Origin of the sequence: Gilvimarinus agarilyticus, from assembly GCF_000832015.1 — a bacterium.
Lineage (GTDB): Bacteria > Pseudomonadota > Gammaproteobacteria > Pseudomonadales > Cellvibrionaceae > Gilvimarinus > Gilvimarinus agarilyticus.
On the sequence record NZ_JXCJ01000001.1, the window covers coordinates 769,352 to 783,481 of the forward strand.

Here is a 14,130-nt window from a genome sequence, read left to right on the forward strand (position 1 = left end):
TCCGGGCCTTGGCGCGGTGTAACACGCAGCTGGGGGCATAAAACAGGGCGATTGCAGACCAAGATAATCGAGCCCATAGAGGGCGGCAACCAAATACATACGTATTCATCGGCTTTTCGCGTTGCATACGAATGCATTGGCTTGCGTGGCTTCCGGCGTGTGAATTAGTCTTTTTACAACCTGTGAAAGGTGGGCGAGATGCGCTATGGCAGCGGCCCAACATTGACAATAACGAATGCCGGAAGCTCGAGTCGAGCCTAACGGATCCGAAATTTTAGGAAGTATCATGCAAAACACTCCCTGGTGGCGTGGCGCCATTATCTATCAGGTTTACCCCCGCTCACTGATGGACAGTAATGGCGATGGAGTGGGTGATATTGCCGGTATCATCAGCAAGCTCGATTACATTGCCAGCCTTGGCGTGGATGCGATTTGGGTGTCGCCGTTTTTTCGCTCGCCCATGAAAGACTTTGGCTACGACATTAGCGACTACCGCGATGTCGACCCGCTGTTTGGCACATTAGATGATATCGATCGTTTAATTGCCGAGGCGCACCGGCGCGGCATCAAGTTGATCATTGATCAGGTGCTGAGTCATACCTCCGATCAACACGCTTGGTTTTTACAGAGCCGAGAGTCAAAGTCCAACCCCAAAGCTGACTGGTATGTGTGGGCCGACCCCAGTGAAGACGGCACCCCACCCAATAACTGGCTGGCTATTTTTGGTGGCAGCGCCTGGGAGTGGGAGCCGCGCCGTGAGCAATACTATTTGCACAATTTTCTAAAAAGTCAGCCAGATCTCAACTTTCACAACCCCGAGGTGCGCGCCCAGATTTTATCGGAGGTAGAGTTTTGGCTTAAGCGTGGCGTCGACGGCCTGCGCCTGGATGCCATCAACTTTTGCTTTCACGATCAGCAGCTGCGTAACAATCCGGCTAAACCTGCGGCCGAGCGCAAAGGCCGAGGCTTTAGCGAAGACAACCCCTATGCATTTCAACGCCACATTTATGATAACACCCGGCCTGAAAATATCGAGTTTATGCAAGAAATTCGCGCATTAATGGATCGCTATACGGGCACGGTAACCTTAGGTGAAATCTCCTCCGAAGATTCGCTGGCCACTATGGCGGAATACACCCAGGGCAATAAGCGCTTACATATGAGTTACAGCTTTGAGCTGTTATCCGATGAGTTTTCGGCCGCGTATATCCGCAATACGGTAGAGACCCTTGAGCAGGGGTTGGGCGAGGGCTGGCCCTGTTGGGCTATTGGTAATCACGATGTCTCAAGGGTGTTGACGCGCTGGGGCGGCGAGCATGGCTCAGCCGCTTTGGCAAAAGTGCTTAACGCTATGTTGTTTTCGTTACGCGGTAGCATTTGCAGCTACCAGGGCGAAGAGCTGGGTTTAACCGAGGCGCCTATCGAACAGCACCAGCTGCAAGACCCCTACGGCATTACCTTTTGGCCACGCTTTAAAGGGCGCGATGGGTGCCGCACGCCGATGCCCTGGTCGACTACGACACACGGCGGTTTTAGTGAGTCTACCCCCTGGCTGCCAGTGCCGCAGGAGCATTTAGCGCAAGCGGTATCGCTGCAAGACAATGCCACCGACTCGGTACTGAATGCCTACCGTCGATTTACCGCATGGCGTAAAAATCAGGTGGCGCTGCTGTCAGGAGATATTCAGTTTTACGAGTTCTCTAAGGACATATTAGGGTTTATCCGCAGCGCGCCAGAGCAAACACTGTTAGCGGTGTTTAATTTATCGGGTGAAGAGGTATCGGTGTCCTATCCTCACTCGATTAAAGCGCGTTTTMCCCTCGAGCCATTGGGCGGACACGGTTTTAACGGTAAAGCGCAAGGCGATAGTCTTTGGTTAGCTGGGTTTGATGCCTTCTTTGCGACACTAAAGCCCCATTGACCGTGGTTAGCGGTCAATGGCTAATATTGGCGGAGGTGCCTGTCGGGTTCCGAACTTTACAATGCTATTGTGGTAATCTTTTTGCCGGCTTTGGGGTTCTATTAGCCGGTACTTTTTAGATCAACAAAAGGAAATAGCATGAGAGCCTTTGTTCTGTTACTAGCGCTTTTGCCTATGATGGCTGGGGCGGATACTGTTGACCGGGTAGAGCCGCCATCCTGGTGGGTGGGTATGCACAGCAGCAAGTTGCAGCTATTGGTACATGGTGATGGTCTAGGTAACTTAACTCCCAAGCTCGATTACTCAGGGGCAGAGATCGTTGAAGTACATCAAGCCGATAGCCCCAACTACCTATTTATAGATTTACGTATTGACCCGGATGCCGAGCCCGGTCGCTTGCCGTTGGAGTTTTACCGGGGCGACGATCTCGTCGCCACTTGGCGTTACCCATTAATGACTCGCGCAAAACACTCGGCTGAGCGAGAGGGCTTTTCAGGCAAAGATGTGATTTACCTGATAACGCCCGACCGGTTTGCTAACGGTGATCCAGGCAATGATACGCTTGAAGGTTATACGGATGGTTTACGCCGCGAGGCTCCGGGTGGCCGCCACGGTGGTGACTTGGCCGGTATTATCCAGAATTTAGATTACATTAGTGAAATGGGCTTTACCCAGCTGTGGCTTAACCCGGTGCTCGAGAATGCTCAGCCGGAATACTCTTACCACGGCTACGCCATCACCGATTTTTATCGGGTCGACCCACGGTTTGGCAGTAATGAGCAGTACCTGGCTCTTGCGCAAAAAGCTCGAGAGCAGGGCATAGGGCTTATTATGGACGTGGTGTTAAATCATAGCGGCTCCAACCATTGGTGGATGCAGGATAAACCGTTTAAAGACTGGATCAATTTTGACGGTAAGTTCTCCGCCACCACCCATCGCCGTACTACCTTGCGCGACCCCCATGCCGCCCCCAGCGATACTCGTCAGTTTACTGATGGTTGGTTTGTGCCCAGCATGCCCGATCTTAATCAGCGCAATGAATTTTTGGCGCAATATCTGATACAAAGCAGCCTTTGGTGGATCGAGTACGCTGGGTTAAGCGGTATAAGAGTGGACACTTACTCGTACCCTGAGCAATCTTTTTTGGTCGACTGGGGCGAGCGAGTCCTGGAGGAATACCCTAACTTAAATATCGTTGGCGAGGAATGGTCTAACAATCCAGCGATTGTCTCCTACTGGCAGAGTGGTAAAGAAAACCCCGACGGATTTAAACCCATGTTGCCGAGTTTGATGGACTTCCCATTGCAGACGGCTTTGGTAAACGCGCTTAACACTGAAGAGGCGTGGGGCACCGGGGTGATCGAGCTGTACGAAGCATTAAGTAATGATTTTTTATATCCCGATCCAGACAATTTAGTTGTGTTTACCGATAACCACGACATGAGCCGAATCTATACGCAGCTAGATGAGGATTACGCGCTATGGCAGCAGGCAATGGCGTATTTGCTCACCACTCGTGGCATCCCTCAGATCTATTACGGTACTGAGATTCTAATGACTAACCCTGGCACGGAAGATCACGGTGCTATCCGTTCAGATTTTCCCGGCGGGTGGCCCGGTGACGAGGTAAATGCCTTTAATGGTTCTGGCCTGAGTAAAGAGGCAAAACAAGCACAAGATTTCTTGCGCACTTTGTTAACATGGCGAAAAAGTAGTAAAGCAATTGCCGAGGGTCGGCTGATTCATTATGCGCCGCACGACGGTGTCTACGTATATTTTAACGTGGCCGACGATTCACAGGTAATGACAATACTCAATCACAATAATGAGCCGAAAGAGCTTAACTTAGATCGGTTTGCCGATATCTTAATGCGTGCCGATGAAGGGTTTGATGTTTTAAACAATAAATCCGTTGCGCTGGAAGGGTCGCTACCGCTTGGCGCTATGGATGCCAGAATTATTACCATAGTGCCTGGTAGTGAACCCTAAGCGATATTCACAATTATTTGTGCCGGGAGTAATTCCATACCCTATGGTTTCCCGGTTAACCTCCTGTCCCATACCCACTTAAAATGTTAAGCCGCATCACAAAGTGTTACCAATAGGTTTCACTGCATACGTATTCATATTGAACAATATCTGCTCTGTTACTAGTCTTGATAACAACCTGATGATTAGACCTAAATCGTAGCCACTAATAATAACGAGGGCTCGCATGAAATGTTATCTGACAATATTGAGATTGTTCTCTTTTCGGCTTCACTCAAGCTGACTATCTCCAAAAAATTCTAGCAATTATTCGCACGCTTAATTGATCGACAGTTTCTGTCGAGGCGGGTTTGTCGTGTCCAATATAATGGCCGGAGTTTGCTAAGTATCTTTGCTCTTCTGGTATTGAGCGTGTTCTTGAAAAATAACGTGAAATCACGTTGATAATAATGGCTGGATGAACGCTATGATTGGCAATAATAAATGTGTCGTTGGCGAACCTATTAAAACAATATTTTGTTGGTTTGTGTGTGTGGCTCTGCTGGGTTTGTCGGCGAGCTCATTCTCGCAACAGTGGGATCACGCGTACTTTCGTGGTACGCCCAATAATTGGGGTGCTGATGAACTTACCTTTAATAGCGATACCCAGCTTTGGGAGACTGTTCAGGAATTCTCGGGCGACAACCCGCGATTTAAAATCACAAGATCGGTCAGCTGGGATGAGTCATATCCAGAGGACGACTTTCACGTCGAAGAAGGTCGTTACCGTATTCTTTTTAGCGACACAACTTACGAGGTGTCGGTTACCGAAGTAGCACAGGATAATACGACCACCAATAAGCTTGTGTGTTACGACAATGCCTTACAATTTAACACAGGCTTCGTCTATTTCTGGAACCCCACCCCATCGGGCGCCATGGTGGGTTTGAACGCTTGGCCAGGCTACCCGATGGCTAACAACAATAATCACTTATGTTATGACTTATCGGAGATAGTCTCCGGAGGCGTCCTTCCCGAAACCGTTAATGTGATATTTAACAATAATGCCGGTAGCCAAACACAAGACCTGGTGCTCAGTGGCGATTCCTGTTACCGCAATAATCAGTGGCTAAGTTTAGCCGGGTGTGGTGTCGGTGTTGATGAGTTTTCTATCAGTGTCGGCGAGGATGTTACTGTTGACTGGGGCGATGTAATAACGCTTGAAGCCATTTCAGGAAACGGTGATATTGCCGCGGTTGAGTGGACCAGTGAGGCGTGGAGTGGAGTGCTTGAGGGAAACCCAATAAGCTCCCAGGCGTTGCTTTCTTCCGGTAGCTTTACGGTAAACGCAACAGCACTATCAAATGCCGATGCTTTGGCCTCTGACGATTTTTTGTTAACGGTTAACCCCAAGCCCGATTCAGTAAATGCCAATAGTGTTTGCTTTGCCAACCCGGATGATTATGCCTTGCCCCATGTGTATTTTTGGGGCGCGGTGCCTGAGGCAAGTATGACAGAAGCTCCGCCTTGGCCTGGCGAGCCAATGGAAATGGTAGGGGACAATTACTGTTTTGATTTTTCAGATTATTTAGTCAGTGCGTTTCCAGAGTCCATCAATATAATATTTAACGACGGCGCCTCTCAACAAACTGAAGATTTAACGTATCTCGGTAATAGCTGCTATACCGCTCAGGGCTGGAGTGACTTGGCGGCGTGCGATTTAATGCTGGGCGATTCTGTGCCACAAGCAAATGCAGGTGCCGATCAGGTTGTCTCGCTCGGCGAGAGTATCGAGCTGTCGGCTAGTGCGTCCACGGGAGAGTACCAGCAGGCCATTTGGAGTAGCGCCCTTTGGAGTGAGGATCTGACTGGTGAGTTAACGACTACCCCGGTATTTAGTGCGGTGGGGGATTTTAGCATAACCTTAACGCTGGTAACGGCTGGCGGTGATACCGTGAGCGATACACTGCAGGTCACCGTGTTAGAGGCTAACGGTAACCACGGCATGCCCAATCGGCCGGTTATGGAGCAACCCCACGCGTTTCCTGTTGACGGCAATGTTTCTCAAGGTAACTACCGTTTCGAGGTTGCCTACCCAAACCTTGTTAATCAGTTTATGGCACCGGTTATGATAACCGCAGACCCGGTGAGTGGTCTGTTGTTTGTGGTGGATAAGCCCGGTGTTATTTACGCGTTCCCCGATAGTGAAAGCGTAACCCCCCAAGATGTTAAAACGGTTTTGGATATTTCGTCAGAGGTTAAAAACTACCACGAGCAAGGGCTATTGAGTATTGCCTTTGACCCTGATTACGCCAGTAATGGCTACCTGTATGGCTACTATATTTATGGTGAAAGTGATGATGAGCGTGAAGCCAATGGTCAGTTTGGCGATGCCATTTTAAAACGCTGGCGCGTGGCTGACCCTTATAACCCCAGTGGTATTGTGTCGGGCTCGGGTGTCGAGCTACTGCGTATTGCCCAGCCCGGCCCCGACCATAAAGGCGGAATGCTACAGTTTCATCCCGAGTCGAATTACCTGTATCTAAGTGTGGGCGACGGCGCTTACGGCCACAGCGCTATTACCTCGTACCCAGAAGATCCCCGCACTAATAATAATGCGCAGGTAACCAGCAATTTGTTGGGCTCAATCATTCGTATTAACCCACTCGATCAGCCCATAAATGGCAAGTACTACGATGTGCCCAGTGATAACCCGTTTGTGGGTGTCGCAGGTTTTCGCCCCGAAATTTGGTCCTATGGTCACCGCAATCCCTGGCGCTGGGCGTTTGACTCTGAAGCACCGTACACTTTGTGGGAGACAGAGGTAGGCCAGGCGGGGTTTGAAGAGGTCAACCTAATTGAGAGAGGCAAAAATTATGGTTGGCCCATGTGCGAAGGCACGACCAATCGCGGCGACTTAGGGGGCGATAGCAGTAAAGATTGCAGTGTTGATTTTGCGCCTCCCAGAGAGGGCTATAACCACCCGGTAGGGCGCTCTGTTATCGGTGGTTTTGTCTATCGCGGTAACAGTTTGCCCGGGCTAAATGGTCGTTTCGTGTTTGGTGATTATGTCACCAAAAAAATCTGGGCGGTCGCCGATGGTGAAGCCAAGCAGTTGGTGACGGATGCCTTCCCGGAAAATATTGCCTCGTTTGGTACCGGTGTGGGAGGAGAGTCATTGTTAGTTTCTACCTACGGCGTCGAATACGGAGGCAACTCAACCATTTATCGTCTGTTAGACGATGACGCCGAGCGGGCGACGATTCCTTCCAGATTATCGGAGACAGGGTTGTTTGAGTCTTTACAGCCACTCGTCCCTAAAACGGGAGTAATGGAATACAAAGTAAATACCGACGGCTGGTTTGATGGCGCCAGTGTGCGGCACTTTATGGTAGTTGCTGAAGGCGAAACTATAGATTTTTCCGCAACCGATGACTGGGAACTTCCGGTGGGATCGGTATTGGTTAAACACAAAACGTTGCAGCTTAGTGACGCCAGTCAGGCTCCGTTCACCACATCGGTACTGTTTCGACAGAGAAGTGGTAAGTGGCAAGCGGCTAATTATTATTGGAACGAAGATTATACCGACGCAACCTTGGTTACTGAGACAACCAGTGTCAGTAACACCGATGTAGACGGTCGCGATCGTCCCGTGCAAGCCGCGGCCGATTGCGGGTCTTGTCATACCGGTAACGGGAGTCGCGAGCCATTGGCGATTCATACCCGCCAGTTGAACCGTAACTTTGACTACTCAGGCGTTGTCGACAATCAGCTGGATGCTTTTAACCATGTCGACTTGTTTAGCGAAGCGATTGACGCCTCGGACAACTATGACCGCTTTGTCGCCATAGATGATTCCGATGCTAGCGAGTTAAAGCGCGCTAAATCTTATCTCGCCACTAACTGCGCGCACTGTCACTCCAGCACGTTTATGGATTTACGCTTTGACACGCCTCTGGCCGATATGAAGTTGTTGAATGTGCAAACCAATGGTGGGCAATACCGACTTAAACCTTTTAGCCCCGCCGATAGCCTGTTGCATATTTACCAGGTAACCGACAGTAACCGCATGCCCAAGGGAACCCTTTACACCAACTCTAAAGCCGATACCTTTTTTCGCGATTGGATAACCGCCGCCGGTGCGCAAACAACCGGATTACAGGTGTCAGTAACCGATACTCTCAACCCGGGTGACAGCGCAAACGCTATTGTTTCGGCGTTATTTGATAATGGGTTTAGTGCGCCTGTGGGTGAGGTTACTGTGGCTGTCACCAGTAATCCAGGAATTCTGTCGGTCGAGTCGGTATCCGGCCACGAGCTTAGCTTACGCGCACACAGTGTTGGCACGGCGACGCTAACGGTTCAGGCGGAGGGATTTGATCAAACCATTACCATCAAGGTGGTTGAACTGCATACAGCCATCACAAGTCTCGCCATTGCCCCAAGTGAAGTTAGCCTAAGAGATACACAACAGCTTGTGGTGTATGGCGTTGCTGCAGACGGTACCAAAGCCAATGTTTACGAGCGTGCGAGCTGGCACGTTAGCAGCGGCAATAATGCGGTTGCCGTTGATAATCAAGGGCTCTTAACGCGTATTAATTCTGGCCCTGCAACGGTGACGGCTCAAGTGGGCGATTTGACTGCGAGCGTAGAGGTTACAGAACCCTCCGACGATGTATGGTTGCGTTTCGACAACAGCAATAATTGGGAATCCGTTTATGTATATCTATGGGTCACTATAGATGGGGTAGACCAGCCGCTCACAGAGTGGCCCGGTGTGCCTATGAACAATACCGATGGTAATTGGTGGCGCTACGGCATCACGCCCGATCAGCTACCGGATGGAACGGTAAACGCTGTATTCAACGCGGGTGAGGGCGGCGCACAAACGGCCGATTTAAACAATATTACAGAGTCGGTTAGTTACACCAATGGGCAATTACAACCCTGGGATGCCAGCGGAATCAACCAAGGGATTTATCGGGTAGCCGTGATTGGCGGCACGACTGAAAACAATGAACGAGATTTTCCGGTTGGATCTCTGGTCACTGTAACGGCCGATGAGGCTCCATTGGGAACTGAGTTTACCGGCTGGCAGGGCGACGGTGCGGCCTTTATTGTTGGGCCGGTTAGCAACAAAGTCGTGCAGCTGCTTATTCCCGATCAAAATGTGTCGCTGCAAGCGCTTTTTACCGGAGGCGATGACTTGTATCAGTTGGGGCGGGATTTTTATGCGGCCCAGTGCGCTAGCTGTCATGGCGATGACGGAAGTGGTGGCGTAGCAAAAGCCATTAACGCCTTAGACGATACCTGGAGTCAGCCACTACTGGCCAATTACATTGCCGATTTTATGCCTATGGATAACTCCGCCAGTTGCGACGGCACTAACGAGGGTGACTGCGCATTGGAAATTGCCCGGATGGTTATCGATGAGGCGTGGCAGCCGCAATTGTGTGACGGCGCCGAGTGCGAAGGTGATGCGATTGATGCGCGCAACCTTCGGTTGCTGACCAAAACCGAGTATCTCAATAGTGTTCGGGATGTCTTCAATATAAATTTCTCGGCCGAGATTATGAATACCGTGCCCGCAGACGGACGCTATCGTAACTTTACAACGGCCTCGTATTTATCATCGGGGTACGACCGTACACTGGGTTACCAAATGGTCGCCAAAGAGTTAGCCGAGCAGGCCATTGCTCGCTACACCTTTAACGGCTTAGAAAACAATTGCCAAGATATGCGCTGTGCGGTGAGCGGCTTTGGCAAACGTTTGTTTCGCCGGCCGCTGTCCGGCTCCGAGGTGGATGCCTATACGGCGCTTTATGACGATGAGGATGGCGGCCGACGGGCGTTGCAAGCTATGTTGATGTCGCCACACTTTATGTACCGCTCGGAGCTAGGCTTACTTAATGCGGAGTCGGGCCTATACGAGCTGTCACCTTTTGAAGTGGTCACTTCACTGGCTTATATCTTCTGGGCGAGCACACCCGATGCGACTCTGTTGACGGCCGCCAGCGACGGCGATTTGAACCTTAGCAGCCTTTTAAACTACGTGCTGAATGATGCCCGTGCCGAGCAAGGCTTGCGTCGTTTCATCGGCGGCTGGCTGATCAACAATCAGTACCCCTTCCCCGCCATTAGCAACCCCGATTTAGTCGTAGCGTTAAAAGAGGAGACGGTGCGCTTTGTACTGGAGAATATTGAATCCAATATGCCGTTTTCGGAGTTGCTGCTGGCCGGTTACACCCAAGCCAATGACTTGGTGGCAGGCCACTACAACCTAGAGGGCGCTGGAGCCGGCTGGGGCGTGCGCAACTACAATGCCGACGATCCGCGCGCTGGTGCCGGATTATTGGGGCATGCTAGTTTCTTAGCCTCGCGTACCAATACGGTAAATCCGTCTCCGATAAAGCGTGGGGTTTTTGTACGCGAGATGCTTATGTGTCAGGAGTTTCCGCCGCCGGCGGCAGCCAACTTTGACGTGACCTTTGAAGACGATGACAGCAACCGCGAGGCCACCGCACGTCACACCAGTGAGCCGGCTTGTCGCGCCTGCCATCAGTTTATCGACGGGGTTGGCTTTGGCTTTGAGCGTTACGACAGTCAGGGTTTATACCGGGTTATAGAAACCTTGGGCAACGGTCAAACTCAAGAGGTTGACGCCAGCGGCTCGATTAAAAGCTTGTACTCGCCAGAGACTGTAATGGATCCGGACAGCGAGGCCGTGCCGTACCACTCGATTGCCGAGTTGGCTGAGTTGATTGCCGGTAGTGGGCAGGGTGAGGCTTGTTTTGCCCGTCAATTCTATCGCTATGTGGTGGGCCGTGAGGAAAGCGAGTTAAGCGATGAAATCATTATTCGCTCTTACAGCCAGGATCTTCGTAACGGTGGTGGCATGCGCGACATGCTAAAAGCTCTGGTGTTATCCGATAGCTTTACCAAACGCCGCTAAGCGATAGGAGAATTAACATGACAACAAGAATCAATCGGTCTCGGCGTAAACTGTTAATTAATATGGCGCGTACCGGAGCAATGTTGCCCATTGTTGGGCAAATGCTAGGTCAGAGCGTTTATGCCCAGTCAGGTCAGGCACAACGGGTACTGTTTTTGTATTACCCCAACGGGGTGGTTCCTTATAACTGGCGTCCAGCTCAGTTTGATGGTGGCATCAGTAGTGGTTCCGGCGAGCTGAGTTTTGGCTTGGGGCCTCTGGCCAATTGGTACGATCGCTTAGTGGTGTTAAAAAACCTGACTCTGGATATCGGCGCCGGCGCCGGTGCCCACTACAACGATATGCGCGGCATCCTTACAGGTAATAATCAAATCAGTACCGCCAGCGCCAGCATTGATCATTTAATTGCCGAGCAGTTGGGCAGTGAAGGGGTGCTCAGCCTTGGGGTTCGCACGGGCCCCAAATCCGATATCATGATCTCTAAACCGCGTAACGTGGCAACGACCGAGCGGCCTATTCCGAATAATGACCCCCGCGATGTTGCCGCAAAATTAGCGCTGGGTCTTGGTAACGACGACACCCCGCAAACCGACGAAATGCAGCGCGTGTATGAAACTATATTGTCTGACTTTGACTCGCTCGCCAATGCCACGCTCGACAGTGTTCGCCGCGATAAGCTGGCGATTCATGAGAACGCTCTGAAACGCTTAAAAGATCAGGCCGGTGTGCAGTTGGGTGAGTGCGCCTTTAATACCGATGTACTGGCCGATCCGTTTGCAAACTCTACCCAGGCACTGAGTCAAACCGAGTGGCAAATGTTTCCGCATTTATGCCGCGCACAAATTGATAATATCGTCGGGGCGTTTTCTTGTGGTTTGCACCGGGTGGCAACCTTACAGTTATCCAAAGGCGACGAAAACGGCAACCTGGTTAATTACTCTTACGATGAGTGCTGGCAAATGGCACAGCAGGCCATCGTCCAAGGAATCAAACCCTCACAAAATGCCGGCACCGTGGCACCCATGACGCGCTGGTATAACGAGTTTGCCAGCCACAGTGCATCGCACCGGCCGGGAGATGTGCCCCACACGGCGCAGGTACGCTGGTACCACTCGTTGCTGGCCTATACCCTGGAGCAGTTAAACAATAAAGGCTTGCTGGACGACACTTTGGTGGTAATGTTCTCCGAGGTGGGCGATGGCTCTCAGCACGGAGGTGCGGCGGGCTCGGTCACGTTAGCCGGTGGCGCAGGCGGCGCGCTAAGTACCGGGCGAATAATTCATTGCGGCAATGGCAGCAATGAAAGCCCACAGCGCATCTGGGGTACGCATCAACTGTTTGGCGATGTCGCGCGCTTGATGGGCGTAAATTCATTGCCTGAAGCGCACTGGAGCGGCGGCGTGGTGTAAGCGCGGCGTTAACGTAAGTGCATACGTATTCAGGCGGCGACCACGTGTGTATACGTATGCATAGCGTTGAATTGCAAGGTTAGGCTGAGTACTCTAAAAATCTGCATTCATTCCGGTGGATGACATACATGGGCTCTTCTCTGTATTGTGTTAGCGCGGCTATTGGCCGCGCTTTTTTTTGCCTGCCCGTTAGCCGGATTACTCTGTGTCGTCATCCTGGCGACGGCGCTGCGCACGCGGATGAGCGCTGTCGTACACTTTGGCCAAGTGCTGAAAATCCAGGTGAGTGTAGACTTGAGTGGTAGAGATATTGGCGTGACCTAGTAGCTCTTGCACGAGCCGTAAGTCCGAGCTTGATTCGAGCATATGGCTGGCAAACGAGTGGCGCAGCATATGCGGGTGCACCGGTTGGCCCATGCCCTGGCGCAAGCTGATTTGTTCTAGCCGTGCCTGCACGCTGCGGTGGCTGATACGATTGCCCCGCTGGCTCACAAACAACGCCGGTTCGGTGGCGTTAGCGTGCAGCTCCCTCACGCCTAAGTAGCGCTTAACCGCGGCAACGGCAAAACGCCCCACCGGCAACTCGCGTTGCTTGTTGCCCTTACCGGTTACCCGGATACTGGCACCGGTCAAATCAATATCTTGAACGTTGGTACTTACCAGCTCCGCCAAACGCAGCCCCGACGAATACATCAGCTCGACCATGGCGCCATCGCGCAGACTGATAAAATCGTCGCCATCCAGCTGCACGAATTGTCCGGCCTGATCCACATCGAGGGTTTTAGGTAATTTTTTGGGCGACTTGGGCGCCTGCAAACCATCGGCGGGGTTAGCCTCAAGCCAACCGCGTTTAATGGCAAAACGAAAAAAACTGCGCAGCGCCGAGAGCCAGCGGGCGAGTGTTTTACCACCGTTACCGCTGCGGTGTTGTTGCGCTAACAGCAGGCGAATTTCCTGATGGTTGATGGTATCCAGAGACTGTAGGTTGCGCGTGTGAGCGTATTCTTGCAGCTTGCGCAAATCGCGCCGGTAGGCATCGAGAGTGCGCTCGGAGAGCTGCTTCTCGATTTTTAGAAATTGGCTAAAGGCTTCGACTTCGCGCGCCAGTGGCAGTGCTTCGGGTGTGAGCATAAGCCTCTCTTAAAGCCGGTTAACAGGCTGTAGGTTGCACGCGCCGCCCGGCGCCGCTTTACGCCTGAGGTAAGTAGCGCGGCAACAAGCGGTTTAGCACCTCGGCAATATAGGCCAAAAACAGGGTGCCCATACTGGAGCGGTAGTATTTAGGATCGCGGTTGCCAATAACCAAAAGGCCAAATGTTTGGCCGTTAGTCAGCGGTACGGTCGCGGCCGAGCCCACTTGCATGGCGGCATCGCCAAACAAATACGCTTTTTCTTTGTCACCCAGCTTACCGCAAAACGAGCGATTACTTTTTAGCAGGGCACCGATGTTATCGCGCGCCTCTTGCAGGCTGACGACGCGAGCCTGCGAGCCGCCAATGGCGCCGGCGTCGCCAAACAGTAGGGTGCGGGTGTAGTGAATGCCAAACTCTTTATCAAAGCTGTAGTGCAGCGCGTCGATAATATCGCCTAAATCTTGCCCCTCGAGCAGCTCTAAAATTAACCGTTTGGTTTTATCAAACAGGCGGTCGTTGTCGCGGGCGTTGTCCAGCAAGTGGCTTAAGCGGTGGCGCATATCCATGTTGCGGTCACGTAAAACGGCCACTTGCCGCTCCACCAGTGAGATGGCTGTACCGCTATCGTGGGGCAGCTCGATCTCGGCCAAAAGCGCCGGGTGCTCGGAGAAAAACTGTGGGTGCGCCATTAAATAACGCACCACATCCGAGGCGCTGGGCATGGGGGGCGTGTTGTTATCCGTCATA

At 51.8% G+C, this 14,130-nt stretch carries 6 protein-coding genes; 4 read left to right on the forward strand and 2 right to left on the reverse strand.

Features of this window, described 5'->3' with window-relative positions:
• Positions 1 to 286 precede the first annotated feature (286 nt).
• The 4 genes from SD69_RS03475 to SD69_RS03490 all read left to right on the forward strand — a co-directional run bounded on the left by SD69_RS03475 (position 287) and on the right by SD69_RS03490 (position 12,250).
• Positions 287 to 1,921 carry an alpha-glucosidase gene (locus tag SD69_RS03475; protein ID WP_041522106.1) on the forward strand — a complete coding sequence of 545 codons (1,635 nt, stop codon included), beginning with the start codon at positions 287 to 289 and terminating at the stop codon, positions 1,919 to 1,921.
• A gap of 138 nt (positions 1,922 to 2,059) precedes the next feature.
• Positions 2,060 to 3,910: a glycoside hydrolase family 13 protein gene (locus SD69_RS03480; RefSeq protein ID WP_041522107.1), complete on the forward strand. Its 1,851-nt coding sequence runs from the start codon at positions 2,060 to 2,062 to the stop codon at positions 3,908 to 3,910.
• A gap of 466 nt (positions 3,911 to 4,376) precedes the next feature.
• Entirely contained in the window at positions 4,377 to 10,841 is a 6,465-nt protein-coding gene (locus SD69_RS03485; protein ID WP_041522108.1) for a starch-binding protein, read from the forward strand.
• Between the two features lie 17 nt (positions 10,842 to 10,858).
• Positions 10,859 to 12,250, forward strand: coding sequence for a DUF1552 domain-containing protein (locus SD69_RS03490; protein WP_041522109.1), 1,392 nt, complete (start codon positions 10,859 to 10,861; stop codon positions 12,248 to 12,250).
• Between the two features lie 198 nt (positions 12,251 to 12,448).
• On the opposite strand, the gene xerC is transcribed toward SD69_RS03490, so the two are convergent.
• Positions 12,449 to 13,381 carry a tyrosine recombinase XerC gene (gene xerC / locus SD69_RS03495; RefSeq protein ID WP_041522110.1) on the reverse strand — a complete coding sequence of 311 codons (933 nt, stop codon included), beginning with the start codon at positions 13,379 to 13,381 and terminating at the stop codon, positions 12,449 to 12,451.
• 58 nt (positions 13,382 to 13,439) lie between these two features.
• Entirely contained in the window at positions 13,440 to 14,129 is a 690-nt protein-coding gene (locus tag SD69_RS03500; RefSeq protein ID WP_041522111.1) for a DUF484 family protein, read from the reverse strand.
• Between the last annotated feature and the right edge of the window lies 1 nt (position 14,130).